The following is a 25,354-nucleotide window of genomic DNA, read 5'->3' as shown; positions in this document are numbered from 1 at the left end:
ATTGCGAATTGCCGATTACGTCACTGTTTACTGCTACCGCCATTCCCGAGACACTACTTTTCTGCAAGATGAAACAACGGACTACTTCCGCTTCCCTGAAGCGACGGCTACTACTGGCCGGCTTGGCGCTGGCGCTGGCGCCGGCCGCGCAGGCCCAAACCCCGGCCGTGCCAGGCTCGCCGCCCGCGGCCGCGCCCAGCGGCACGGCCCAGGCCCTGCCCACCGGCCCCTGGACGCTGCAAAGCGCCGTGGACTACGCCCTGGCCCACAACCTGAACGTGCGCCTGAGCGAGCTCCAGGCCCAAAACAACCAACAGGTGCTGCGCCAAAGCCGCGCCGCCCTGCTGCCCTCGGCCAACCTGAGCGGCTCGCAGTCGTGGCAATACGGCACGAGCGTGAACCCGCTCACCTATGAGTTCCAGAGCAATACCGTGCGGGCCAACAACTTCGCGGGCGTTGCGCAACTCACCCTGTTTCAGGGCTTTCAGCTGCGCAATACCATCAAACGTAATGACCTGGACTACAAAGCCAGCCTGGCCGACATCGAAAAAGCCCGCAACGACCTGAGCCTGAACGTGGCGTCGGCGTTTTTGCAGCTGGTGCTGGCCCAGGAGCTGGTGCGCGCCAACCAAACCCGCGTGGCCAGCGACCAGGAGCAGATTGCCCGCACCAGGATTCTGCTGAAGGCCGGCAGCATTCCCGAAAGCACCTTGCTCGACGGCCAGTCGCAGCTGGCCACCGACGAGCTGAACGTGGTGACAGCCCAGAACCAGGCCGACCTGGCGCGGCTGTCGCTGCTGCAGCTCATGAACATCGACCCGGCCAACGCGGGCGGCTTTGCCATTGCCGTGCCCCAATTGCCCGACCCCGACGAAGAAAGCACCCTGGCGCTGGATTTGAACGCCACCTACCAAACGGCGGCCAGCACCCTGCCCGAGATTCGGGCGGCGGAGCTGCGGGTGCAAAGCGCCCGCCGGGGCACCGACCTGGCCCGCGGCGGCTACTACCCGCGCCTGGCCCTGACGGGGCAGGTGTTTTCGGGCTACTCGTCGGTGCGCACGGTCACGTCGATTGGCAATGACTCGACGGCGCGGCGCACCACGTTTTTTGTGGACAACGGCGGCGTGCAGGTTCCGCTTAGCGTGACCACTTACCAGCGCAACATCGTCAACCTGCCGCAGGGCTTTTGGGACCAGTTGAACCAGAACCTGGGCCAGCAGGTGCAGTTCCAGCTCAACATTCCGATTCTCAACGGCTTGCAGGTGCGCACCGGCGTGCAGCGGGCCATCATCAACGAGCAGGCGCAGGTGGTGCGCGCCGAGCAGGCCCGCCTCACCCTGCGCCAGAGCATCGAGCAGGCCTACGCCGACGCCCGCGCCGCGCAGTTGCAGTACGCCGCCGCCAAGCGCCAGGTGGCCGCGCTCACCCTCACGCAGCGCAATTCGGAAATCCGCTTCAACAACGGCCTGCTGAACGGTACGGAGTTCAACATTGCCAAAAACAACCTGAATTTTGCCGAGTCCAACCGCATTCAGGCCAAGTACAGCTTCATTTTCCGGCGCAAGGTGCTCGATTTTTATCAGGGCAAGCCGCTGGCGCTGTAAGAACGGACCGGGCCGCCTGCGCGGCGGCCCCGGCGCGCCTCACCTTTCTGCAATTTAAATACCTACACTGAACTGATTACGCTTTCATGAAAAACAACCGTTTACTGTACATTCTGCTGGGTGTGGTGGTGCTGCTGCTAGTGGGCTACTCCGTGGCGAAGAAAAAAGGCCTGGTGGGCAAGACCACCGGCGTGGAAGTGCTGGTGTCGAAGGCCGGGCCCGCCACCATTGTGGAGAAGGTCAGCGCCTCGGGCAAGGTGCAGCCCGAAACCGAAGTGAAAATCTCGCCGGACGTGTCGGGCGAAATCACCGAACTGTACGTGCAGGAGGGCGACTCCGTGCGCAAAGGACAATTGCTGCTGCGCATCCGGCCCGATAACTACCAGGCCCAGGTGGCCATGCAAAGCGCCCAGGTGGGCACCCAGCGCGCCAACGTGGCCCAGGCTCAGGCCCGCCTGCAGCAACTGCTGGCTTCGGCCAAGCAAACAGAGCTGACCTACCGCCGCAACGCCTCGCTGTACAAGCAAAAAGTGATTTCGCAGTCTGACTACGAAGCCAGCCAGGCCGCCTACAACGCCTCACAGGAGGAAATCAACAGCGCCCGCCAGCAAATCCGGGCGTCGCAAAGCACCGTCAACGCGGCGTCGGCCTCGCTGGAAGAGGCCCGCAAAAACCTGGACAAAACCACTATTTACGCCCCCGTGAGCGGCACGGTGAGCAAGCTGAATGTGAAGAAAGGCGAGCGGGTGCTGGGCACGGTTCAGATGACGGGCACCGAAATCATGCGCATTGCCAACCTCAACAACATGGAGGTGCGCGTGAACGTGAACGAGAACGACGTGAACAACGTGAGCATCGGCGACTCGGTGGAAGTGGAAGTGGACGCCTACAGCAGCAAGGACGAGAAGTTCCGCGGCCTCGTGACCAACATTGCCAACACTGCCAAGGACGCCCTGACGGCCGAAGCCGTGACCGAGTTTGAGGTGCGCATTCGCCTGCTGCCCGAAAGCTACAAGCACCTGGTGCGCACCGTGCGGGGCCAGACCATCGTGCCGTTCCGCCCGGGCATGACGGCCTCAGTCGACATCATCACCGACCGCAAGGGGGGCGTGCTGAGCGTGCCGCTGGCCGCCGTGACCACCCGCTCCGATTCCGCGGCCCTCAAGAACGAGGCGAAGGATGCCGACCGCGGCCGCGCCGCGGCCGTGACGGCCGACGAAAAAGCGCCGCCGAAAGCGGAGATTCAGGAAGTGGTGTTCGTGGTGCGCGACGGGAAAGCGGTGCTGACGCCGGTGAAAACGGGCATCAGCGACTTCCAGAACATCGAGATTTTGAGCGGCGTGAAAGCCGGCGACCAGGTGGTGAGCGGCCCTTTCCGCGCCGTGGCCAAAACCCTAAAGGACAAAGCCGCAGTGGACATCAAAGACGAAAAAAGCCTCAACAAAGAAGCCCTGAAAGAAGACGCGGACGAGGGCAAATAAGCCGGGTCCGACTGGCTGACTGGCCGCCCAGAACGTCAGGCAGAGCGAAAGCGAAGCATCTTTACTGCGGAAGTAATCTAATTACTGGTGCGGGCAAGATGTTTCGCTTTCGCTCTGCCTGACGTTCTGGCTTTCCTAATACTATCTTCAACTCCCACCCACTTGGAAAAAATTGCCATGCTCGGCGGCGGCTCCTGGGCCACTGCGCTGACCAAAATCCTGAGCGAAAACGGCGCCCGGCTCGACTGGTGGCTGCGCTCGAAGGACGACGTGCAGCACCTGCTGCGCACCCGCCACAACCCGCGCTACCTCTCGGCCGTGCAGTTCGACCTGAACCGCGTGTACCCCACCACCGACCTGGAAGACGCCATCGAAGAGGCCGACTGGCTGGTGCTGGCCGTGCCCGCCGCCTTCGTGCAGCCGGTGCTGGACAAGCTGGACCGCGACGCGCTGAAGCACAAGCGCGTGGTGTCGGCCATCAAGGGCATGATTCCGGGCAAAAACCAGCTCGTGACCGATTACGTGGCCGAGCGGTTTCGGCTGGGCCGGCACCAGCTGGGCGTCATCGCCGGGCCCTGCCACGCCGAGGAAGTGGCCCTGGAAAAGCAGAGCTACCTCACCATCGGCTCGCCTGATGCGGGCCTGGCGCTGGAGTTTTGCGAGCTGCTGCGCAACCGCTTCGTGAGCGCCCACCCGGCCGCCGACCTCGACGGCATCGAGTACTGCGCCGTGATGAAAAACATCATCGCCCTCACCGGCGGCATTGCGCACGGCCTGGGCTACGGCGACAACTTCCTGGCGGTGCTGGTGAGCAACGCGGTGCAGGAAATCCGGCGCTTTTTGCAGGCCATCAACCCGCAGCCGCGCGATTTGTCGGCCTCGGCTTACCTCGGCGATTTGCTGGTGACGGCGTATTCGCAGTTTTCGCGCAACCGCACGTTTGGCAGCATGGTGGGCCGCGGCTACTCCGTGAAATCGGCCCAGCTCGAAATGAACATGGTGGCCGAGGGCTACTACGCCGTGAAGTCCATTCACGAGCTCAACAAGAAGCTGAAAGTGAACATGCCCATCACCGAAGCGGCGTATAACATCCTGTACGAGCGGATTTCGCCGGCCGTGGAACTGGAGATTTTGAAGGAGAAGCTGCGGTGAGGGTGTTTTTGGCCGGCGCGGCAATTGGGGTGGCGCTGTTGTTGGCCTTGCTGGGCACTCACGTCAGCCTGATAACTGGTTTGGCTCCGGTTATGGCTTGTGCTGCGCTAGTACTTTGGCTAGGGTTAGCCATCATTTGCCTTCGGGCTTCGCTTACCAGCAATACACCGTGGCGGGTGCTGCTACCTGGCTTCTTTCTTTTCCTTACGTTTCTGGTATACGGTTACGGCCTGCAACATCTGGTGCAAAAGCATTACAAAACGCAGGGGCATCCTCGTCGGTATTACAGTTGGGATACAGATAAATAATGCTTTGAAATTCTGATAATTAACAAAGACGCTCCACGCGCTGCCCATGAATTGGCTTCCACTCGCCCTGCTCACGGCCCTGTGTCTGGCGCTCTACAACTTTTTCATTAAACTGGCTTCTGACTACCTGCCGCCGGCCGTGGGCGCGGTGGTGCTGCAGTTGGTGGCTGCTGCCCTCGGCGCCGCGTGGCTGCTGAAACTGAAGCTGCAGGGCCAGCCGCTGGCCGTCACGGGCAAGGGCCTGGGGCTGGCGGCGGTGGCGGGCCTGGGCGTGGGGCTGGCCGAAATTCTGACGTTTGTGGTATTTCAGCGCGGGGTGCCGTCGTCGGTGGGCACGCCCGTGATTGTGGGCGGCTCGGTGCTGCTCACGGCGCTGCTGGGGCTGGCGCTGCTGCGCGAAACCCTAACGCTGCCCCAGGCCGGCGGCCTGGTGTTGATAGTGGCGGGCATTGCCCTGCTGGCGCGCGGGCACTAGCCGGGCAGTCAACTTTGCCCGGACTCAGTTGTGCCGCCAGGACTTGGAATCGAGCGGGTAGGTGGCCGGCACCCGGTAGATTTCCAGCTCGGCGTTTTGAAAGGCGGGCGGAAAGGGGAACAGGGGTTGGAAAAAGCCGCGCTTACCGGGAAAAGCCACCACGTAAGCGTAACGGATGCCGGGCCGCTGGTCGTGGTCGATGTGCCAGGCCCGCTCGCGGACCTCGGTGTGGGCGTAAAAGCGCAGGAACAGGTTGTGGGTTACTTCGGGCGCCAGCACGGCGCCCGGCGGCTGGGCGGCCAGCCAGTGCAGGCCGGCGCGATAAGCGGCGTCGTTGCTGCGCGCCACCGGATTGACGCGCACCACGCTGTAGGTTTCGTAGGTGCCAAACAGAACGGCCAGGGCAACCAGCGCCGGCCGCAGCCAGGGCAGTTCCTTGGCCGACCAGCGGGCCAGGGCCCAGTCCACGACCAGGCCCGTGAGCAGGAAGAAAAACGCCGCCTTGTAGAGCATCACGCGCTCGGGCGGAAACACCCGCTGCACGAGGATAACCGCGTAGGGCAGCAGCATGAACCACAGCGCGGGCCCGCCCACCTGCCGCAATTCGTGCGCCCGGTCTTCGTCCGGTTGGTTGGTTTGGTGGTGGCGCCACAGCCAGGCCAGCAGGGCCAATACGGGCAGGGTTAGCAGGGCGCCCAAGGTGCGCTGGCCGGCCAGAAAGCCTTCGGTGTGCCACAGATAGCCTGGCAGGCCTGCCCAGAATGCGTCTAGTCCCATTGGGCCCACGTTGTTAGTCGCCACCAACGCCTTCCCGCCCGAAATCAGCATGAGCGGAGCGTACAGCAGCGCGGTGCCGGCCACGGTGCCGAGGCCAGCGACAACCAGCGGCCCTGCTTCGGCCCAGGCGCGCCGACGCAGCAGGCGCAGTCCCAGCCAGGAGTACGCCGAGGCCAGCACGTACAGAAACGGAGGCACGGTGTAGGTGCCCAGCACGCCAGCCAGCACCAACCCCAGCCAGGCGGCCCGGTGCCGGCCCCCCGGGCGGCCCAACTCCAGCGTGCTGAAAAACCCCACCACGGCCAGCAGAATAAACAGCCAGTAGCCCCGGCCCACGCCCGCGTGGTACAAGCTAAGCTGCAGCCCGCAGAACAGGCCCACGGCCACCAGTGCTACCCGAAAGCGGGTGCGGCGCACCAGACCCACAAACAGTAGCACCGTGGCCGCTGTGCTCTGCAGCAGCACCGGCAGCCGCATGCTCCACCAAAAACCAGGGCTAACCTGGTAAAACAGCATGCTGACGGTGTTCGAGAGGACGTGGTTATTGGGGAGGGGGTAATAGGCGCTGGTGGCCACCAGCCCCTTGCTCACAAATAGCTCGTACGACACGGCGTCGTCGTACTCCGGATTGGCGAAGCTGAAATACACCCGTACTATGGTCAGCAAGGTCAGCAAAGCAGTTGCCAGGCCCTTTTGCCGGTTGCGTAACTCACGCCAGCCCCGGAGCAAGCCGGTTGTAGCAGCGCTGATTTCCAGTCGCAAGCCAACCACGTCGCGACGGCCTGCCGCCGGCCACGCCAGAGCACCAAATAGCCCCGCCAGCAGTAGCGAACCAGCCGCCAGCCCTTGCCGGACCATCGGCAATAGGGCGGTGGTAGACGCGCTAAGGTGCCAGTTGTTGAACGGAAAAATATGGTACACCGCCCGTATTCCGGCCAACTCGGTGGAGTACAGCACCGCCGCCGCGTAGCCGGCGCAGCAAGCCAGTAAGGCGGAAAGCAGCAGGGCAAAAAAACGGGGCCAAGCGGGCATCATCAGGCGGCAGCGCTCAGCCGTTATAGGTCTTCGTTCAGGTACCAGTAAGGCGGCAGGCCGGCGGGCGGCGGCCCTGACACCGGCACCCGGTAGATTTCGACCTCGCGGTTTCGGTAGGCCGGGGCGTAGGTGAATTTCGGCTGAAAATAGCCGCGCTTGTCGGGAAAGGCCACCACGTAGGGGTAAGCCCGGCCGGGCGCGGGGCGGCCGTCCAACTGCCAGGACTGGGCCGGCAGCTCGGAGCGGAAGTACAGGCGCAGGAAAATGCTGTGGGTGGGCTCGGGCACCAGCACGGGGCCGCGCGGCTGGCGGGCCAGCCAGGCAAAAGCGGCGTGGTAATCGGCGTTGTGCTGGTGGGGAATGCGGTTGTCGCGCCACAAGGACTCGAATTGATAGCCGGTCCAAACCAGTGCCGCCACGGCAAGCCCGGGCCGCAGGGCTCGCCACTGACGGAATTTTGGGCGTTCCAGCAACCATTCGACCCCCATGGCGAGCAGCACAAAGAAGAAGATAGCCTTGTAGAGCAGCGTGCGGCCGGGCGCAAACACGCGCTGAGCCATGAGCACCGCGTAGGGAAAGGCCCAAAACCACAGCGCCGCCGGGGCCAGCCCCAGCCACGGCGCCGCCTGCGCCGCCGGCAACTGGCCCCGGCGGGCCCGGCGCCACAGCACCGCCGCCAGCGCAAGGCCGAGGATGGTGAGCACAGCCCCGGCCTTAATCTGACCCGCCAAAAAGCCTTCGTTTTCCCACAGGTAGGCCGGCAGCCCGGCCACAAATTCCGGAAGTGGGCGCGGGGCCACGAAGCCGTTGCCAAAGAAGATGGCCGGGCCCGACACAAACAGCAGCGGCGAGTACAGCAGCAGCGTGGCCGCCACGGTCAGCAGCCCCGCCGTCAGCAGCCGAAGCAAATTTGCATAGGCTTTTTGCCGGATAAACTGCCAGGCCAGCCACGCGCCGGCCGAAGCAATGACGACGGCAAACGTGGGCACCGTGTAGGCCCCCAGCACGCCGCTGAGGATGAACAAGGCCCAGGCCGCGCGCGGGTGCCGGGTGTTTTCACCCAACGCCAGCGTTACGAAAAACATGACCCCCGCCAGGGCCGTCAGCAGCCAATAGCCGCGGCCCACCGAGGAATGATAGATGCTCAGCTTGGAAATGCTGAACAGCAGCAACGCCAGCGCCGCCGGCCAGAATTTTACCCGCCAGCGCAGGAAACCCACAAACCACAACACCGTGGCCGCCGAAGTTGTCAGCAGCACCGGCAGGCGCATGGTCCACCAGAAGTTGGGGCTCACCTGATAGAAGAGCCAGCTCAGGACATTGCTCAGCACGTGGTTGTTGGGAATGGGGTAGTAGCTGGCCGTGACGAACAAACCCTGGCTGACAAACAGCGTGTAGGAAGCCGCGTCGTCGTATTCAGGCGTGACCGAGGCCAGGCTGAGGCCCGCGCGCAAAACCGTGAGTGCGGCGAACCCCCACCAGGCCAAGCGCCGTTGCCGGGGCGTGAGCGAAGCCGCCGTTTGAGCCAAGGAGTGCCTCATGGCTCGCCCTTGCCGGGCCAACGCGCGAAGCTCTTGCCGCCCCGGGGCTCCGGCAGCCAGCCCTGCTGCCAGGAGGCCCAGCGCAGCGGCCGCGCCCCCTAGCAGCTGCCAGGCCCGCGCCAGCGCCCCGGCGGTGAAGGGCCGGGTGCGCCAGGCATAAAAGGGGAAAATGGCGTCGAGCCCGCGCGCTTCGGCCCACGGCGTGCTGTGCAGGATGGCCGCCGCGTAGCCCGCACACAACGCCAGCAAGCCCAGCCCGACCAGTAAAAAGAAGCGCCCGCCGGGCTGCGAAAGCGCTTCGCGGCCGGCACTTGGCACCTGAGCTTCTGGTACGGAGCCGGACACGGAATTAGAAAAAAGCAATGGGGACATGGCAATGGGCCGTTTCGGAAATAAAAGTGCGACCCCGCAAAATGGTTGAAAGGAAACAGAGCGCCGGTTTGGATGGGTTAAGGAATGGCCTTCCGGGTCGCGGTTTTGTGGGTGGCGTTGCCGTAAATGGTGACCAACTCATCCTGATACCGGACCCGTAATGCCGGATTTAGTGCCCATTCCGACGGCTGCAGCGGCTGGCCCTGCGGCATCACCACGTACCGAAAGTACTCTCCGGGGCGGTGCCGGTACCGCATGGGCAAGGGCCGATTATCAAGCAGACCGAAATGGTAGAACAGCAGCCCGTAGTAAGGCGCCCCGATGAACACCGGGCCAGCCGGCCGCCGCTGCAGCCACTGGTAGGCCTGCACCGCTGTGGCGGCGCGGGCGCGGCTTTGCCACAACACGGGCAGTTGCGCGCCCAGGGCCAGCAGCTTCAGCACCAGCACTGCCGCTACGGCCCCCGCCGCAGCCCGGGCGGGCCACTTCCGCGGCCAGCGCTGCCAGACGTAATCAATGGCCAGCGCCACGAGCAGGTACAGGAAATACGTGGTGTAGAGCAGGGCCCGGGCGGGAATGAATACCCTTTTCATCACCATGACAGCGGCCGGCACTGCCACCAGCGCCCAGCTTGCCGCTACCAGCCAACGGGTGGCGGCAAGCTGCCCCGGCCGGGCCAGCACCACCGGCGCACCCAGCACCACGGCGCCCCACAGCACCAGGGCCGCCCGGGGCTGGCCATAGAGCAGGCCCGCGGTATCGTAGAGGTAATTTTTGCCGAAAAGCAGGAAATCAGCCAGGGATTGGGATGCCACGTAGCGGTTGCCCAGTAGCCGGGGCCACCCCGAAATGCTGCCCACCGGCCAGTACAGCAGCGCCGCAAGGCCCCCAATGGCTAAGCCTGTCGCCAGCACTTGCCCCAGAAAATAGGCCCTTCGCCGACCGGTGAACGTGGCCCCGGCCCCGAGCAACACCAGCCCCAGGGCCAGTGCCGGCACCGCAAACGTGGGGACGGCATAAAGCCCCGCGTTGCAGCTGCCAATGAACACCGTCCAGGCCAGGCGCCGGCCGCGCGGCCGGGTCAGCAGCGTGAGCACGGCAAAAAATGCGAACTGCAGGCACACCAACTGCAGAAAATAGCCCCGCCCGGCCGCGGCGTAGCCAACGGCTATTTCGCTGAATCCGAACGAGGCCGTGACCACCGTGGCTACCCGAAAAGAACGGAAATAAGTGAGCAGCGCGTAGCTCAGGACCGTGCCTAGGGTACTAATCAGGAACGACGGCAGCCGCATGATGGCCTGCACCTGGCCCGGCAAGGCCAGCTTTAGCCCCCAGCACAGCAGGTTGTAGAGCATGTGGTTGTTGGGGATGGGGTAGTAGCCGGTGATGGCCACCGGTCCCTGGTGCACAAACGCGTCGTAAGAAACCAGCTCGTCGGGGCTCAGCGAATCAATGCCCAGCCACGCCAGCTGCACCCCGCCCAAAGCGAGCAGCAGCCCCCCGGCCAGTCCCAATTCCGCCCTTGAGCGGGCCGCCACCGTGCGCCGCAGGGCAAGCACCGCGCCGCGTAGCTCCCGAATAAGTCGCCGGCCTTCCAGCCGAAAAGCCCTGCGACCAAGCAAATATGCCGTGCCGGCCAGACTGCCGCCCAGCACCAGCAGCAGGCCCAGGCGGAACTGGGCATAAGCAGCCGGGGTAACTCCCAGCGCCAGATAAACCGGCCCGTCCACATGAAACTCAAAGTAGGCCACCTGGCGCAAGGCGGCAATCTCGGCATAGCCAGCCGTCCCATAAATCAATACGAGCAAGGCGCTGGTGCCCAGCACACCCAGCGCCGCGACTAGCAGTACGATGCGCATTCCGAAGCCCGGTTAAGAACGGCCGGGGCCCAATGCCGGCAACGCGCCCAGCGCCTCCAGCTCGGCCCACACGCGGTGCACCGGCAGGCCCATCACGTTGAAGTACGACCCCTCCAGGCGCGTGACGCCCACCATGCCAATCCAGTCCTGCGCGCCGTAGGCCCCGGCCTTGTCGAAGGGCCGGGCCGTGGCAATGTAGTGGGCGATTTCGGCTGAGTTGAGGGGCCGGAAATGCACCGTGGTCTGGTCCGAAAAAATGATTTCGCGGCCGTCGCCGCAGCGCAGGCATACCCCCGTAAACACGTCGTGCGCCCGTCCCTGCAGGCGGGTGAGCATGGCCGTGGCCTCGGCCACGTCGGCGGGCTTGTTGAGCACGTCCTCGTCGAGGCACACGATGGTGTCGGCCGTCAGCACCACTTCGTCGGGGGCCAGGCCGGCCACGTAGGCCGCGGCTTTGCGGGCGGCCAGGTATTCGGCCACCTCGGCCCGGCGCAGGTGGGCCGGAAAGTCCTCGTCCACTTCCACCAGACGGACTTCGTAAGCCAAGCCCAGGTCCGTTAGCAGCTGGCGCCGGCGGGGCGAGTTGGAAGCTAAAATCAGGTTCACGAGGGCAGGGGAGAAGCGTGGAAAAAAGGAACGAATTCGTTGCGGGCTTCTTCGTCGGCAATGCTGCTGAAGAGGAAGCCGCCAATGGTTTTGGGGTAAAAAAACGTGGATTTGGGCGGCATCACCGCGCCCGAATGACACACGGCTTCCACTTCGGCCATGCTCACTTCGTTCACGATGAAAGCGGCCGCTGCCTCGCCGCGGTCCACGCGCTGCAGGCATTCGGCAAAGTTGCGCACGTAGGCCACGCCCGGCCACGCCCGCTGCGCATCCGGCCCGACGACGCCCAGCACCTGCTGAAGCACAAAGAAGTGCAGCACCGTCAGGTCCAGGGCTTTCACCTGTGGCGTGGTGGGCCAGTCCAGCCGGGCGTGCACCTCGGGCCGCAGGCGCAGCTTGTAGGCCTGCCCGCTGGCGTAGAGGCCGAAGGCCCAGGGCTTGCCGGCAATTATTTCGGGCAGGTCGTTGGCGTCTTCCTTGGCCGTCACCACGAAGTACTCCGCCAGCTTCGGCAGCAGCGCCGCCATGGTTTCGCCCGTTGGAAGGTCGAGCAGCAGCCGGTGCGTAGGCAGAATGCGCAGGTCGTCGGCGGCCGAATTGGTGAGGTACATGAGGTGGTAGTTCCACGGCTCGTGGCCGGTGGCTGTGCCCCCAGCGGCCACTTCCCGCGCCTGCCGGTAGGCCAATGAGCCTTCGTAGCGGTGGTGGCCGTCGGCCAGGATGACTTCCCGGTGGGCGAGTACCTGCTGAAACCGCCGGACGATGGCCGCGTCCTGAATCACGGCCAGCACGTCGCGGGCGCCCTGGTAGTCCTCCACGGTTTCGTACAGTGGCGCGCGCATGGCTTCGTCCAGGTACTGTTCCAGCTCAAAATCGTCGTCGCGGTACAGGCCGTGCGTGGCGCTGGTTTGGAACTGGGTGCGGGCCAGCAGCTCGGCCCGGTCGTTCACGGAGGCGGGCAGGGTGTTTTCGTGGCGCAGCACCACGTCCTCATCCCAGTCGTAGGCCCGGATGTGGCACATGAAGCCCTTCCGGCAATATTCGCGCGGGCTGCCCGGCAGCCGGAAGTATTGGTAGTAGGCGTAAATGCCCGGCAGTTCGTCCTGCCGCAGCACCCCACGGGCCTTCCATTCCCGCAGACGCCGCGCCGCACTTTCGGCTGCGTCATCCCCGCGCGGCACCGATAAGTGAATCGAATTCAGCGGGTTCTGGTACAGGGCCTCGCGCTGCTTGGGCGACACCACGTCGAACAAAGGCGAAACGTAGGCGTCGATGTCGGCACTCAGGCTCGGGTTGTAGCGCCAGCCGCGCAAGGGTTGAATTTCAGCCAAAACGTGTCGTGTAACAGTAAACAATCATTCATTTAACAACTAACATTTATCATTTAACAGGTACGTTAGCTCAATTGCCAATTATTAACTGGTTAAATGCTTATTGTTACATAAAACCTCACGACGCCAGCCGGCTGCGCTGCCAGTCTCGGCCGGCTTTCTCATACACAATGCGGTCGTGCAGGCGGCTGGGACGGCCCTGCCAGAACTCGATGCGCTCGGGCCGCAAAATAAAGCCCCCCCAGTGCGGCGGGCGCGGCAGCGGGTCCTGCGCGGCAAACCGCTCGGCAATGGCCGTTTCGCGCGCTTCCAACTCTTCGCGGCTGCCGATTACCTGGCTTTGGGGCGAAGCCCAGGCGCCCACCTGGCTGCTGCGCGGCCGGCTCTGGAAGTATTCGGTAGAAAGCGCCTCCGGAGCCTTTTCGACGCGCCCTTCCACGCGCACCTGCCGCTCCAGCCCGGGCCAGAAAAAGTTGAGCGCGGCCAGCGGGTGGGCGCCCAGCTCCTGGCCCTTGCGCGAGTCGTAGTTGGTGTAAAACAGGAACCCCGCGTTGTCGGGCAGCCCTTTGAGCAGCACCACGCGCGACGACGGCTGCCCATTGGCGCCGACGGTGCTCAGGGTCAGGGCGGTGGGCTCGTCGAGCCGGGCGGCCAGGGCTTCGTCGAGCCACACCCGAAACTGGGCCACGGCGTCGGGGAGCACGTCGGCTTCCGAGAGCGTGCGCTGGGCGTAGGTTTGGCGAAGGTCGGCCAGTTGGGAATCAGTCATTCGGCAAAACAGTGGGCGGGCCCCGCCAGGCGGAGCATTCGGCGGTTGGTTACGTACAAGCCAAAAAGGAACATTTTTGGCGCGGCGGCAGTCTTACTTAACCCGTACGGCGGCGGCAGGACGACGCTGGCGCCGCAAGTTACAACCGTCTTAAAAGCAGGCGCGCCGGCCGGCGCCGGTTTACCCGGCCGCACTGGCTTCACGCCGCGCCCACCTCCCTAAAATCAGCCCGTTATGCGTCCCGGAACCCTGCTTATTTCCCAGCCTTTTCTTGGCGACCCCAACTTTGAACGCAGCGTGGTGCTGCTCTGCCGCGACGAGCCCGAGGACGGCACCTTCGGCCTGGTGCTCAACCGCCTCACCCAACTCACGCTGGGCGAAGTGCTCGACCTGCCCCCGCAGTTCGGCAGCACGGTTGCGGAGCTGCCCTTGTACGTGGGCGGGCCGGTCGAGCCCAACACCCTGCACTACCTGCACCGGCGGGCCGACCTGCCGGGCGCCATCGACCTGGGGCAGGACGTGTACTGGGGCGGCGACTTCGAACTGCTGCTGGGTTTGCTGAGCAGCGGCGTGGTGGCGGGCGACGACGTGCGCCTGTTTGCGGGCTATTCGGGGTGGTCGGCGGGGCAGCTGGCCGGCGAAATGCAGGGGCAGAGTTGGATACGGCACCCCGCAAGCGCCGGGAAAGTGTTTACTTTGGCATCTGATGCCTTCTGGCGGGACATTCTGCGGGAAAAAGGCGGCCGGTTCAAAGTTCTGGCCAACTATCCCGTCGACCCCCGTTTGAACTAATGGCCTTCCGGGGCTAAAGATTTGATTCATTCCACCCTTTTTTTGCGCGCTACTCTGGCCCCCGGTGTGGGGCTGGCTTTTACGAAGTTTTATGGCTGCTGAAGAAAACCCCACTGCCCCGCAAGCCGGCGGCGCCGATGCGTCGGCTGAAGACCGGATGACGATTTTGCAACGCCGCCTGGCCGAAATCCAGAGCCGCTCCGGCCAGCCTAGCGCCCCGGATGCGGCCCCGGGCGAAACCCAGTCGGAGCGGCCCGCCCAGGGCCCGCCCGCCGTGCCCGCCGGCCAGCCCGAAGGTGCCGGCACGGCTGAGGCGCCTGCCGAAGCCCCGGCTGCACCCGCCCCGGGCAGCGCCCCCGCACCCGGCACCCCTGAAGCCAGCGCCGCCCAGGAAACCGCCACGCACGTGGCCGACGCGGTGACGACGGACGGCCACGACATGTCGGCCCCGCAGGCCCGCGCCGTGGCGCACTACGGCGCCGAAATGGCTGCCGGCTCGGCCGAAGCCCCGGCCGTGACGCCGGAGCCGGAAGCCCTGCCCGCGCAGGAGCAAATTGCGAGCGTGGCCCCGGCCCCCATCGCCGACCCGGAAACCAGCTTGTCCGGCACGGGCGAAGCTGCCACGGTAGAAAGCACTTCGCCCGAGCAGCCCACCGTGGCCCTGCACACCGCCGCCGATTTAGAGTCGGCCCCCGAAGGCGTGGCGCACCTGCCCACTTCCGAAGAAACGCCCCTGAACGCCGCCCCGGCCGACGTGGACGCCATCGACGCGGGCGAAGAGCCCACCGGCGAGGCTGGCGGCTCGGAAGGAGCGGAGTCGGACGCAGCCGAAACGCCGGCTCCTGATTTTACAACGCTTGACCTGCCGGCTCAGGCCGCTTACCTGGTGGGCCTGCTCCGCCGGCCCGACGCCGGCCGCAACCGCAAGCAGATTCAGGACCTCACCCGGCAGTACGAAGCCAACGTGGGCCTGGCCCGCAGCGCCGCCCGCCAGAAGTTTGCCGAAGGCGGCGAAGGCGCGGAAGCTTTTGCTTTCCAGCAGCCCGAGGGCCAGCAGGAGTTGAACAAAGCCTTGCAGGAATTCCGGGAAAACCGCGCCAAAGACGCCAAGGCCGAAGACGCCAGCCGCGGCGATAACCTGGTGAAAAAGCGTGCGCTGCTCGACCAGTTGCGCGGCCTGGTAGAAGCGGCCGAAACCAAAGACAGCTCGGCCAAGCTCAAAGCCCTGCAAGCCGAGTGGAAAGCCACCGGCGCCGTGCCGCAGTCCGACAGCCAGGCCATTTGGGATACCTACCACGGCTTGCTCGATATTTATTACAGCAAGCAGGGCCGCTTCCTCGAAATGAAGGACCTGGACCGCCGCCGCAACCTCGAAGCCAAAGAAGCCCTGATTAAGCGGGCCGAGGCGCTGGCGCAGGCCCCCGGCATCAACAAAGCCCTAGACGAGCTCACCAAGCTGCACGAAGACTGGAAGAACATCGGGCCCGTGCCGAACGACCAGCGCGAGCCGCTGTGGCAGCGTTTCATTGCCGCCTCCGACGTGCTGCACCAGCGCCGCAAGGAGTTCGTGGACCAGCGCTCGACGGTGGAGAAGGCCAATCTGGTGGTGAAGCAGGCCCTGCTGGAGCGCGTGCTGCCCTTCGCTACGTTTGATACCGACCGCGTGAACCTGTGGCGCTCCAAAACCGACGAGTTGCAGGAAATAAAGGCTGAATGGGAAGCGGCGGGCCTGGTGCCCCGCGCTCAGGCCGATGCCCTGAACAAGCAGTACTGGGCCGCCTACAAGGCGTTCTTTAACCGCAAAAACGACTTCTTCAAGTCGTTGGATAATGAGAAGTCGGCGAACGTGAAAGCCAAGCAGGCTCTCATCGACCAGGCCGAAGAAGCCCAGAACAACCCCGACCACGACGCCGCCCGCCAGACCATCATCCGGGTGCAGAAGGAGTGGAAGGACGTGGGCCGCGTGCCCGACAAACTGGCCGACAAGCTGTGGCACCGCTTCCGCGCCGCCTGCGACGCCGTGTTTGAGCGCCCCAAGCAGGAAGCCCGCCAGCGCGAAGAAAAAGTGCAGCAGTCGTCGGTAGAGCAAACGGCGCACCTCGATAAAATTGCTGAGCAGGTGAATGCCCTGTCGCCCGAGGCCCCCGGCTCGCTGGAAGGCTTCCGGGAAATCTTGGCTGCCTGGGTGGCCGAGTTCGATGGCACCGAAGACCAGACCGGCCACGGCACCTCGGACCGCAGCGAAGAGCAACTGCTCACCCTGTTGGGCAAGTACCTCGACCACGTGCCCGGCCTGAGCTACGCTGACCGCACCGACCTGCTGTTCCAGGTGGAAGTGGGCCGCCTCAAAGCCCGCCCGCAGGCGCATCAGCAACTCACCCGCAAGGAAATGGCCTTGCGCAAGGAAATCAACGAGCTGGAAAACGACCACGCCACCCTGCAAACCAATCTGGACTTCTTTGCCCGCTCTAAAAATGCCAACCAGCTGCGCGAAGAATATCAGGGCCGCATTGCCGAAGGCCAGAAGCGCATCGAAGCCCTTAAAAAGCAGCTGAAAATGATTCGCAGCTAAAGGCTGGGATTAAGGCACAAAAGCAGAAAGTGGCCCGGCGCAAATTGCGCCGGGCCACTTTTTTCTGGGAAATGGCGGGGCCACGCTGGCATAAGTGTTGGGCCGGGCGTACTTTTGTGGCACCACTTTGCCGCCTTAGCTCAGTTGGTAGAGCTTCTGACTTGTAATCAGAGGGTCGTTGGTTCGAGTCCGACAGGCGGCTCCAGGTAATCTAACCCCCATGCAAATCACGTGTTTGCATGGGGGTTTTTCGTGGTGTGCCTGTAGCTGCTTTCTCAAAGGATGAGTGCACCTCATATCGCGGTAATGAAGAGGTCCGCTTTGCTGTGAAAACCGTGAGTTGCCAGGTCTGCTTATCGGTTGGGCCGTGAAACCTTCCGCCGCCACTTCCCACGCGGATGGGTGTGCTACCTTGGCTCCATGCGTTTCTTTGGAGCCAAGGACTGGATTGATAAGGTGCCGGCCTGGGTCTGGTTGGTGAGCATAGGTCTCGTGACAACAGCGGTCGTCGCGGTGGGCGTGGCTGTCGTGGCGGGCGGCTTGTATCTGGCCGACTGGCTCGGGTGGAGGATGTAACGGCAAGTAACCTCGTCCCCACCAGGCAGCAGGGGTATTGTATTTCTCTGGGGCTCCTTTACTTAGCCAGTGACAGGCAATCCAAAAAAGGCCATTGATTAGCGCTGGCCTGTCTGGTGCCGGCCGCCCCCTCTAGTGGGGGCGCCAAGTAAGGCTGATGCCGGTGCCGCCCGCCGGGCTCCAGAGGGGCATCACGCTCACGTCGCGCCTGATGGGCTGGCGGCCCCAGCGGTTGCGGTGGGTCAGGTAGGCCACGTGCGCCGACAATATGCCCACGCCGGCGCCGGCCACCACGTCGGACTCCCAGTGTTTGTTGTTAATCATGCGGAAAGCCGCCACGCTGGTGGCCAGCGTGTAGGCCCCGATGCCGTACCACTGGCTTTTGTCTCTGAACTCGGTGTGCACGATGCTGGCCGCCAGAAACGCTTGCGCCGTGTGCCCCGACGGAAACGAGAGGTTGTCGGACCCATCAGGCCGTTCCACGCCCGCCAGGGTCTTGATGATGTAGACCGAGGAAAGCATGATGGCCTCGCTTTTCAGCACAATGAGGGCCAAGTTGACCCGGTCATCGCGCGATTCCACACCGGCCAGCAGCACGCCGCCCACCTCCAGGTAAGGCGACCATTGCAGGTAGTCGTCGATGTGGTTGCGGTAATCTCCAAACACGCGCCGAATGTCCTTTTTCGCGTCGTAAGAGCTATAAAAGCCATGCCCGTTGATGGTGCTGGCGCCGTAGCCGATGAGCACCGTCGGCACAATGGCGGCCCGGAATACCTTGCTCTTCAGAAAAGGTTTTTTCGCCGGCACGCTGCCGACCGGGTCCTGGTATTTGTGCAGGGTGTCGGCTGGCACAGGCGTGGCCTGGGGCGTTTGGGCCGCCAGGGGCGGGGCCAGCAGGCCAAAGGGCATGAATAAGGCGAGGATACGCAGGTGCTGAAGGCGGGAAAGCATATGCCAATTCTATTAAATGGGGATTTAAAGCACGAATTACGGACCGCCCGGGCCAAGAAGGAACGTCCGTTGGCATTTGCCCGCGGCTGAGGTACGTCGGGGCCTGTACTTTTGCCTTGGTGGTTTGGCAGGCGTCAAGCACAAAGTCCGCTATTGATTTACGCGTTACAATTCTTTTTTCCTGTGGAACTGATTGCAAACACGGCCCGATTTATTGAGAATAAGTTTGCCGGCGAAGGCAGTGGGCACGATTGGGCGCACATCCGCCGGGTGTGGCACATGGCCCGCCGGCTGGCCCAGGCCTCGCCCGAAGCCGACCCCGAAGTGACTGAGCTGGCTGCGCTGCTGCACGACATTGCCGACTGGAAATTTCACGGCGGCGACTACGAAGCCGGCCCGCGCGCGGCCCGCGAGTGGCTGCGCAGCCAGGGCGCGGCCGAAACCCTGATTGCCCGCGTCGAAACCATCATCCGGGAAGTGTCCTTCAAAGGCCTCGGTGTGGCCACGCTGGTGTCCTCCATCGAAGCGGCCCTGGTGCAGGACGCCGACCGGCTCGATGCCATCGGGGCCATCGGCATCGCCCGGGCCTTTGCCTACGGTGGCCACAAAGGACGCCCCCTGCACGACGAGGCCGTGGCCCCGGTGGCCCACGAGAGCTTCGCCAGCTACCAGCAAAACACGGCGCCCACGCTCAACCACTTCTACGAGAAGCTGCTGCACCTGAAAGAGCGCATGCACACGCCCGCCGCCCGCGCGGTGGCCGCCCAACGCCACGCCTACATGGAGGCCTTTGTGGCGCAGTTTTTGGCCGAGTGGGCGGGCAATGACTGAGCGAGGCCTTGCCGGGGCCGTTCGTTCTTCGCCCTTCCCAACCGCTACCTTTGCGCTATGAAGTTGCTGTTCCGCTTATTTCCGTGTTTGTTGCTGCTGGCCGTGGGCTGCCGCACGTGCCCCATCGAGTCGTGCCACACCCGCAAGGTGCACCTGCACAGCGGTGTGAAGTACCACGGGCAGCCGTTCTGGAAAATGCAGAACCCGGCCATTGGGCAAAAAATCAAGACCTACAACCCCAAGGGCGGGAAGAATCCGCAGGACAAGAGCAAGACGTTGAAATAGTCCTACTCAATGCCCCAAAAAAGGCCACAGCGCTTGCCGTTGTGGCCTTTTTGTCGTATCTTCGCGTGCGTATAAAGAACCATTCACCGTGCGGCTAAAAAGTCCTTTTTAAGGCCATTTTTTCAGCTGCCTATCAACCACCTCAATGGCGGAAGGCGAAAAAATCATCCCGATTAACATCGAAGACGAGATGCGGGGCGCCTACATCGACTATTCGATGTCGGTTATCATCTCCCGGGCCCTGCCCGACGTGCGCGACGGCCTCAAGCCCGTGCACCGGCGCGTGCTCTACGGCATGAGCGAGCTGGGCGTGGGATACAACAAATCCTATAAGAAATCGGCCCGCATCGTGGGCGAGGTGCTGGGCAAGTACCACCCGCACGGCGACAGCTCCGTGTACGACACCATGGTGCGCATGGCCCAGGACTGGAGCCTGCGCTACCCGCTGGTGGACGGCCAGGGCAACTTTGGCTCCGTCGACGGCGACTCGCCGGCCGCCATGCGCTACACCGAAGCCCGCCTCAAGCGCCTGTCCGACGAAATGCTGGGCGACCTCGACAAGGACACGGTCGACTTTCAGCCCAACTTCGACGACTCGCTGGAAGAGCCCAGCGTGATGCCCGCCAAGTTCCCGAACCTGCTGGTGAACGGCACCTCGGGCATTGCCGTGGGCATGGCCACCAACATGGCCCCGCATAACATGACGGAAGTCGTGAACGGCATCATTGCCTACCTCGACAACCCCGACATCACGGTGGCCGAGCTCATGCAGTACGTCACGGCGCCTGACTTTCCCACCGGCGGCCTCATCTACGGCTACGAGGGCGTGAAGCAGGCGTTCGAAACCGGCCGCGGCCGCATCGTGATGCGGGCCAAGCACACCTTTGAAACCAGTAAAACCGGCAAGGACCAAATCGTCATCACCGAGATTCCTTACATGGTGAACAAGGCGGCGATGATTGAGAAAATCGCCGCGCTGGTCAACGACAAGGTGCTGGAAGGCATTTCCGACCTGCGCGACGAGTCGGACCGCGACGGCATGCGCATCGTCTTCGACCTGAAGAAGGACGCCATGGCCAGCGTGGTGCTGAACAACCTGTTCAAGAAAACGCAGCTGCAAAGCTCCTTCGGCGTCAACAACGTGTGCCTTGTGAAGGGCCGCCCCATGACGCTGAACCTGCAGCAGCTCATCCACTACTTTGTCGAGCACCGCGCCGAAATCATCATTCGTCGCACCAAGTACGAGCTGGCCGAAGCTCAGAAGCGCGCCCACATCCTGGAAGGCCTGCTCATTGCGCTCGACCACCTCGACGAGGTCATTGCCCTCATCCGCGGCTCGCGCGACCCCGAAGTGGCCCGTGGCCAGCTCATCGAGCGCTTTGCCCTGAGCGAAGTGCAGGCCCGCGCCATCCTCGACATGCGCCTGCAGCGCCTTACCGGCTTGGAGCGCGACAAAATCGTGGCCGAGTACAACGAGTTGATGAAGCTCATCGACTACCTCAAGTCGGTGCTGGAATCGGAGGTGCTGCAGCGCGGCATCATCAAAACCGAGCTGGAAGACATCCGGGAACGCTACGGCGATGCCCGCCGCACGGAAATCAACTACCAGGGCGGCGATTTCTCGACCGAGGACATGATTGCCGACGAGGCCATGGTCATCACCATCAGCCGCGAGGGCTACATCAAGCGCACCAACTTGGACGAATACCGGGCTCAGGGTCGGGGAGGAGCCGGCTCGCGCGGGGCGCTCTCGAAAAAGGACGACTTTACGGAGCATTTATTCGTGGCCACTACGCACGAGTACCTGCTGTTCTTCACCGAGTTGGGCCGCGTGTTCTGGCTCAAGGTGTACGAAGTGCCGGAAGGAGGGAAGGCCACCAAAGGCCTGCCCATTCAGAACCTCATCGAGATTCCACGCGAAGACAAGGTGCGCTCCGTGCTCAACGTGCGCGGCCTGAAAGACCCGGACTACCTCGAAAACACCTACCTGATGTTCTGCACCGAGCAGGGCACCGTGAAGAAAACCCCGCTGGAGGCGTATTCGCGGCCTCGTACGGCCGGCATCAACGCCATCACCATCAACGAAGGCGACCGGATTCTGGACGTGCAACTGCTTGCCCCGAATGCGGAGGTGATTCTGGCCTCGCGCACCGGCCGCGCCGTGCGCTTCAACGAAAGCCAGGCCCGCTCCATGGGCCGCTCGGCCGCTGGCGTGCGCGGCATTCGCCTCGAAGACGTGCCGGGCAACCGCGTGGTGGGCATGGTGTGCGTGGCCGACCCCACGCAGGAACTGCTGGTGGTGAGCGAAAACGGCTTTGGCAAACGCAGCCAGCTGGAAGAATACCGCGTGACCAAGCGCGGTGGCAAGGGCGTGCGGGCCATGAAGATTACCGAGAAAACCGGCAATCTGGTGGCCATCAAGGACGTGAACGACGGCGACGATTTGATGATTATCAATAAATCGGGCATCACCATTCGCTTGCGGATGAGCGACCTACGCACCATTGGCCGGGCTACCCAGGGCGTGCGGCTGATTAAGATTAGCGGCAACGACGAAATTTCCTCCGTGGCCAAAGTAGAAGCCGAAGACAAGGAAGACGAAAGCGCTAACCTAACGCTGGCGTCCCTGGCCGAAGGCGCTATTGCTGCCGATGGTGCTCCGTCCGGCGCCGCGCCGGCTGCTGACTTGGCAGACGCCGATGAGTTCGACGAAGAGTTGAGCGAAGAGGAAGACGCCGATGACGAGGCGGACGAAGACGAAGATTCGGACGAGTCCGACGACGAAGCCTAGTCGTGGAAGAGGAGCGGGGCGGTCCATTTGGGCCGGCCCGTTTATTTTTGGCGAACCGAAGAAGGGCCAGATGCGTTTCGGCTGAGCTTTCCTCGGATTTTCACACGCACTCATTCCATTTTTTTCGCTCGGCGGGTGGTGTTTTTAACCTAAAATGTCGGCTCCCGCTTTCCACGAGCACATTCCCAACTTTTATGAAGAAGACTTTTTTGACTCTTGCCACGGGCGTGGCCCTGGTTGCCGGGCTGCCGGCGGTGGTTTCGGCCCAGACTTCAGCCGTGACCAATGCCATCCTCAATCAGCGCTCGGGCTTGCTCGACAAAGCCCGAACGGACATCGACAAAGCCATTGTGAACGAAAAGACCAGCGGGAAAGCCAAAACCTGGTACACGCGGGGCGAAATCTACCAGGGCATGCTGGAGAGCCCCATTTACTCCAAGCAGCTGCAGCCGGGCGAGGGCCTGCAGAAAGCCTACGAGTCGTATGCCAAGACCGTTGAGCTTGACACCAAAACGGGGGAATTTGGTAAGCAGGCCGTGGCCAAAATGTCGGGCCTGTACGGCTTTGCTTTCAACGATGCGGTGAACAGCTACAACGCCAAGGAGTACGACAAAGCTATTTCTAGCTACAAACTGGCGTCGCAGCTGAACCCGCAGGACACCACGGCGGTGCTGTATTCGGCGTATGCCTACGAAGCCAAGCAGGATTTTGCGGGCGCAAAGGCCAGTTACAACCAGTTGTTGGGCATGAACTACAAGTCGGTGACGTTGTATTCGCGTTTGCTCCAAATGGCCAGGTCTGAAAAGAACGACGCCGAAGCTGCGGCGGTGCTTAAGCAGGCGTTGGCGGCTTACCCAACCAATAAAACGTTCATGCTCGAAGACCTGAACATGACGCTGGCAAGCGGCAAAGGCGGTGACGCCTTGGAGAAGATTACCAAATCGATTGCCTCCGACCCGGGTAATTCGAATCTGTACGCGGTGCGGGGCTCGCTGTACGACCAGCAGAAAAAAACCGACTTGGCGTTGGCCGACTACCGCAAGGCGGTTGAGCTGGACCCAAAGAACTTCGATGCGCAATACAACCTGGGAGTGCACGATTTTAACCGCGGCATTGAATTGGTGAACAAATCCAGGAAAATGGATTTGAAGACCTATCAGAATTCTGGTGGCAAAAAGATGGAAGCCGACGGCAAAAAAATTGTGGAGCAAGCAATAGGGTATTTTGAGAAAGCCCTTGAAGTGTCGCCAAATGAAGTGGCGGTGTTGAGTTCGCTGCAGAAAGCTTATACTACTGTGGGGCGTAATGCGGATGCGGAAAAAATGAATGCCAAGCTGCAATCTTTAAGGAAGTAAGTTCCCTAAAGCTTCATCTGAGTAGGAGAGCCCATCCAGTATTTGGATGGGCTTTTTCATGCCCGTGCCGGATTATAATATTTTTTATTTAACATAATATAAATTATAAGACTAGTTCTCGTCCTTGTTTGGTGGTTGTTTTCAAGGCTTGGCGCTGTTGCTCCAAACAAGACTTTTCAAAGCGGGCAGGTGCGCTAGCTTTAGGAATTAGGCAGCGGTGGGCTTCATTTCCAAGGTGCGTTAGCAGCCACGGAAGTCGCTAGCCAGCTAGAAACCGTTAGGTCAATTTGTGTGTCCGAAAACAGAGTTCCGGCCAACACAGCGGTTGTTACGCTTAGCAACGGCAATGGTCCGTGTGTGCTACAGTATTGTTGCTCGCTTATGAACAATTACCGCAAATACCGGTCACCGGCAATAATTGCCCGGAGATGGGAAAAAATATCATCAGCTGGCTTGGGGCGGTGTTTTGCTTAATCCCAGGGCAGTTGCCCAGGCGAAAATATTTTCAAGTAATAAAAAGCAATAAATTAAGTTAAAAATTTATACTATTTAGTACCTGCTACTCTCAAGTGGAGTTCAGAAAAATTTCAGTTTAGTATAACCGAAACTTAGGAAGCTGAGCCATCTAAGTTACAGGCTCCGCTCCTACCTGAAGTACCTTTCCAATTGGCATTTCAATACATTTTGCAGAGACAAATTATACATGCTAAATTTATATACCATATTAAAGACTTTAGACTGCATCCTGTTGCATTCACTCGACCCCAACACAGCAATGAGCTAATAAAGTCCAAAATGGCACAAAATTCTTATTATTTTTTAAACTTTTTTTTACTTTGAATCCTAATCGGCTTTTTATCGGTATGCCTAAGAAAGTACATACCCCAACCTTTTGAACTAAAATGCCCAAGCTTATTGACTACCCCCGGACATCATACGCTGGCGCGTGGGAACTGGCAGAAATTGTGGATGACACTGGCGGAAAATGTGCCATCGACACGGCCGCCCGAAAACTAAACCGCAAAGTCAGCGGGTCATTTAAGGCCATTATTGGCTCGGCAGTCAAGTTTGGCCTCATGACCAGCAAACGAGAACTGCTCAGCACCACGACCTTATTTAAGCGCATAAAACACGCTTATGACAAGAAAGAAGAACTGCTCTTCCACCGAGAGGCTTTCCTGACTCCGCCACTGTTTACGCAACTGTGCCGCAAGTTTCGCTCACGGGAATTGCCCGTGCAGATGCTTGACGTAATGCTCATCCGGGAATTTGGCGTCGAAGAAATAAACGCCCAGGGAGTGGCTAAGGCATTTGTGGAAGGCTGCCGGATGGTTGGACTGCTCGACGAACGCAACATCGTGGCTGATATAGATGCGTTGGCCGCGACACAACCAACCAGGCGAGAATTAGCGAGCCCAACGCCTGCTGCGAACCTATTCCGCCCATCGCCCGACGCGGAGCCTCCCATCGCCACTCCCGCCATGGAATCGCCCCCGGCCCAAGCTTCTGCCTACGTAGCTCCCACGACGGCGCCACAACCTGCTTCCGATGCCATCGCCAGTTTATTCGGCCTGTTGCCGCCGTTACCCAGCACGCCGGAAACACCCACCAGCGCGGGCCCCGAAACAGAACCCCACGAGCACTTGGCTGCGCAAGGAAACACCCAGGAAACTCATCGCCAAGCTGAGCCACCAACGCCACACTTCAACGACGCTGCAATGCCCCCCACGCCGGCCCACGCAGCCCCCGTGCAGTACCAACTGCAAGTGAGCGGGCCCGGCGTGAACAGCGTGCTGTCCATTTTGGAAGAGGAAGACATCATCATTGCCATGGCGCTACTGGAGAAGATTAGACGCCAGTTTAGAGCCAAATAAAATGGGCCCCGGCGGTC

The 25,354-nt window shown here is 62.1% G+C and carries 19 protein-coding genes and 1 tRNA gene; 13 read left to right on the top strand and 7 right to left on the bottom strand.

Annotated features, from left to right (window positions below; translation table 11 throughout):
- The first annotated feature begins 68 nt into the window (after window positions 1–68).
- From I2H31_RS04495 to I2H31_RS04480, 4 genes are all read left to right on the top strand, one after another.
- The gene (locus tag I2H31_RS04495) at window positions 69–1,604 is read left to right on the top strand and encodes a TolC family protein (RefSeq protein ID WP_196291817.1); all 1,536 of its coding nucleotides are present in this window, start codon (window positions 69–71) and stop codon (window positions 1,602–1,604) included.
- A gap of 86 nt (window positions 1,605–1,690) precedes the next feature.
- A complete protein-coding gene (locus I2H31_RS04490; RefSeq protein ID WP_196291816.1) occupies window positions 1,691–3,085 on the top strand; it encodes an efflux RND transporter periplasmic adaptor subunit in 1,395 nt (464 codons plus the stop codon).
- A 162-nt stretch (window positions 3,086–3,247) separates the two neighbouring features.
- Complete coding sequence (locus I2H31_RS04485) at window positions 3,248–4,237, top strand: NAD(P)H-dependent glycerol-3-phosphate dehydrogenase (RefSeq protein ID WP_230687473.1); 990 nt, start codon at window positions 3,248–3,250, stop codon at window positions 4,235–4,237.
- Window positions 4,238–4,591: 354 nt separating this feature from the next.
- A complete protein-coding gene (locus tag I2H31_RS04480) occupies window positions 4,592–5,020 on the top strand; it encodes an EamA family transporter (RefSeq protein ID WP_196291815.1) in 429 nt (142 codons plus the stop codon).
- A 24-nt stretch (window positions 5,021–5,044) separates the two neighbouring features.
- Here the strand turns inward: I2H31_RS04480 and I2H31_RS04475 are convergent, their stop codons facing one another.
- The 6 genes from I2H31_RS04475 to pdxH form a co-directional block, all read right to left on the bottom strand.
- Window positions 5,045–6,832, bottom strand: a complete 1,788-nt coding sequence (locus I2H31_RS04475) for a hypothetical protein (protein WP_196291814.1) — start codon at window positions 6,830–6,832, stop codon at window positions 5,045–5,047.
- 20 nt (window positions 6,833–6,852) lie between these two features.
- Complete coding sequence (locus tag I2H31_RS04470; protein ID WP_196291813.1) at window positions 6,853–8,718, bottom strand: hypothetical protein; 1,866 nt, start codon at window positions 8,716–8,718, stop codon at window positions 6,853–6,855.
- 104 nt (window positions 8,719–8,822) lie between these two features.
- Window positions 8,823–10,604, bottom strand: coding sequence for a hypothetical protein (locus tag I2H31_RS04465; protein ID WP_196291812.1), 1,782 nt, complete (start codon window positions 10,602–10,604; stop codon window positions 8,823–8,825).
- Between the two features lie 12 nt (window positions 10,605–10,616).
- Entirely contained in the window at window positions 10,617–11,210 is a 594-nt protein-coding gene (locus tag I2H31_RS04460) for a Maf family protein (RefSeq protein WP_196291811.1), read from the bottom strand.
- Window positions 11,207–12,541, bottom strand: a complete 1,335-nt coding sequence (locus I2H31_RS04455) for a DUF1015 domain-containing protein (protein WP_196291810.1) — start codon at window positions 12,539–12,541, stop codon at window positions 11,207–11,209. Before I2H31_RS04455 ends, I2H31_RS04460 begins: the two co-directional genes overlap by 4 nt.
- Window positions 12,542–12,659: 118 nt before the next feature.
- A complete protein-coding gene (gene pdxH, locus I2H31_RS04450; RefSeq protein ID WP_196291809.1) occupies window positions 12,660–13,310 on the bottom strand; it encodes a pyridoxamine 5'-phosphate oxidase in 651 nt (216 codons plus the stop codon).
- A 234-nt stretch (window positions 13,311–13,544) separates the two neighbouring features.
- Here pdxH and I2H31_RS04445 point away from each other — a divergent pair, with 234 nt between their 5' ends.
- The 4 genes from I2H31_RS04445 to I2H31_RS04430 all read left to right on the top strand — a co-directional run bounded on the left by I2H31_RS04445 (window position 13,545) and on the right by I2H31_RS04430 (window position 17,250).
- On the top strand, window positions 13,545–14,102 hold the full coding sequence (locus I2H31_RS04445) for a YqgE/AlgH family protein (RefSeq protein ID WP_196291808.1): 558 nt from the start codon (window positions 13,545–13,547) through the stop codon (window positions 14,100–14,102).
- A 91-nt stretch (window positions 14,103–14,193) separates the two neighbouring features.
- Window positions 14,194–16,674 (top strand): DUF349 domain-containing protein, encoded by a 2,481-nt coding sequence (locus I2H31_RS04440; RefSeq protein WP_196291807.1) that lies wholly within the window; start codon window positions 14,194–14,196, stop codon window positions 16,672–16,674.
- A gap of 129 nt (window positions 16,675–16,803) precedes the next feature.
- Window positions 16,804–16,879: transfer RNA gene (locus I2H31_RS04435), tRNA-Thr, on the top strand.
- A 215-nt stretch (window positions 16,880–17,094) separates the two neighbouring features.
- Entirely contained in the window at window positions 17,095–17,250 is a 156-nt protein-coding gene (locus tag I2H31_RS04430) for a hypothetical protein (protein WP_196291806.1), read from the top strand.
- Between the two features lie 132 nt (window positions 17,251–17,382).
- Here I2H31_RS04430 and I2H31_RS04425 read toward each other — a convergent pair whose 3' ends face one another.
- Window positions 17,383–18,201 (bottom strand): phosphatase PAP2 family protein, encoded by an 819-nt coding sequence (locus tag I2H31_RS04425; protein WP_196291805.1) that lies wholly within the window; start codon window positions 18,199–18,201, stop codon window positions 17,383–17,385.
- A 183-nt stretch (window positions 18,202–18,384) separates the two neighbouring features.
- Between I2H31_RS04425 and I2H31_RS04420 the strand changes: the two genes are divergently transcribed.
- The 5 genes from I2H31_RS04420 (at window position 18,385) to I2H31_RS04400 (ending at window position 25,337) form a co-directional block, all read left to right on the top strand.
- Window positions 18,385–19,032 carry an HD domain-containing protein gene (locus I2H31_RS04420; RefSeq protein WP_317192177.1) on the top strand — a complete coding sequence of 216 codons (648 nt, stop codon included), beginning with the start codon at window positions 18,385–18,387 and terminating at the stop codon, window positions 19,030–19,032.
- Between the two features lie 57 nt (window positions 19,033–19,089).
- Window positions 19,090–19,317 carry a hypothetical protein gene (locus I2H31_RS04415; RefSeq protein WP_196291804.1) on the top strand — a complete coding sequence of 76 codons (228 nt, stop codon included), beginning with the start codon at window positions 19,090–19,092 and terminating at the stop codon, window positions 19,315–19,317.
- A gap of 145 nt (window positions 19,318–19,462) precedes the next feature.
- Window positions 19,463–22,108 (top strand): DNA gyrase subunit A, encoded by a 2,646-nt coding sequence (gyrA, locus tag I2H31_RS04410; RefSeq protein WP_196291803.1) that lies wholly within the window; start codon window positions 19,463–19,465, stop codon window positions 22,106–22,108.
- 2 nt (window positions 22,109–22,110) lie between these two features.
- Entirely contained in the window at window positions 22,111–23,463 is a 1,353-nt protein-coding gene (locus tag I2H31_RS25600; RefSeq protein ID WP_196291802.1) for a tetratricopeptide repeat protein, read from the top strand.
- A 902-nt stretch (window positions 23,464–24,365) separates the two neighbouring features.
- Window positions 24,366–25,337 (top strand): hypothetical protein, encoded by a 972-nt coding sequence (locus I2H31_RS04400; protein WP_196291801.1) that lies wholly within the window; start codon window positions 24,366–24,368, stop codon window positions 25,335–25,337.
- The last annotated feature ends 17 nt before the right edge of the window (window positions 25,338–25,354 follow it).

The sequence above is a fragment of the Hymenobacter ruricola genome (genome assembly GCF_015694525.1).
In the GTDB taxonomy this organism is placed as follows: domain Bacteria; phylum Bacteroidota; class Bacteroidia; order Cytophagales; family Hymenobacteraceae; genus Hymenobacter; species Hymenobacter ruricola.
Note: the sequence above shows the minus strand (reverse complement) of the source record. Positions and strands in the feature narration are given on the sequence as shown.